Below are 1,222 nucleotides of genomic sequence, written 5' to 3' on the forward strand. Positions count from 1 at the left end.
ATTTATATATATATATTTCTGTTTTGATTACGTTATCATAAAAATTTTAAATGGTTTTTATTAAAAATTCTTAAAATGGTACATATACCAACTTTAATTATTATATTTTAAAATTATCTTCACAATTCTTTATTTTTCTTCTTTTTTTGAATTAATACACTCATATACTTTGTAAAATTTCAGGACTATAATGAAGAAGTCGCATGAACTTTTTATAAATACGGAGGTATTATTATGAAACATAAAATAGGATTAGTATGTTTATCTATTATGGTAATTGCACTTGCTGTAGGTTGTTCTTCAAACAAAATTTCATCTATGAGAGCTAATGCTTCTACTAATGAATCTTCTAGAGAAGGTCGTTCTGAAGAAAAAAGTAGACGTAAAGATGAAAAGGAAGTTTCATCTGATGAATTTTTATCAGTTGGAGAAAGTGCTATTGTTTCAAAAAATATAACTGATACAAAAAATAAAATTACCCAAGAAAAAGTTACTATTACTTTAGATAATGTTATAAGAGGAAATCAAGCAAAAAACGAAGTTGATAAATATAATTCAACTAACCCTACATCTAAAATTCCTCAACTAATAAATGATTCACTTGAATATGTAATTATTGAATATACAACAACATTAGCTGATGACCTTAAAGCAACAGACCAAGGACAAGCTTCTCATTTAGGGATTCAAGTTTGTAATTTAGATGGAAATACACTTCACGCTAACGATAATAATTATATTATAAGATTTATGAACTTTGAAAAGAGTGAAGGACTACAAGCTTCTGATTCTGGAGTTACAAGAACAGTTATTACAATACCTAAAAATATTACTGAATTTAGTGTTAAAATTGGGGACAACCCTTCAGATATGTGTTCTTATATTATAAATTAGTTTTTAGAGTTACAAAAATTACTTTATATTATAAAAAGGTAACTCCTATTTATATTTAAGAGTTACCTTTTTACATATTAATTGCTATGCACAAAAATTTTCTTCTTTATCCATTTTAGAATAATAATTTATTATGTTTATTATGAAATTTCTTGTATCAAAACTTAAATTTCTTGTACTAGAAATCTCATTAACTGAAAACTGTCTTGTAAAAAAACTATATGCTAATTCTACTAAAAATCTTGATGTATTTACTATTCTTGAATCATTTAATAACTCCTTAAACATTATATTTGTTCCTATTATATATTCTTTAGCTACTACAGAT

The 1,222-nt window shown here is 24.5% G+C and carries 2 protein-coding genes; one reads left to right on the top strand and one right to left on the bottom strand.

The genetic code is table 11. From position 1 onward, the window contains the following. Positions 1-234 precede the first annotated feature (234 nt). Positions 235-894, top strand: coding sequence for a hypothetical protein (locus I4V51_RS20840; protein ID WP_195990347.1), 660 nt, complete (start codon positions 235-237; stop codon positions 892-894). A gap of 84 nt (positions 895-978) precedes the next feature. Here the strand turns inward: I4V51_RS20840 and I4V51_RS20845 are convergent. Beyond that, on the bottom strand, positions 979-1,222 hold a 244-nt coding region (locus tag I4V51_RS20845; RefSeq protein WP_195990348.1), incomplete at its 5' end, for a hypothetical protein.

Origin of the sequence: Clostridium sp. D53t1_180928_C8 (assembly GCF_015667795.1) — a bacterium.
Classification (GTDB): Bacteria; Bacillota; Clostridia; order Clostridiales; family Clostridiaceae; genus Clostridium.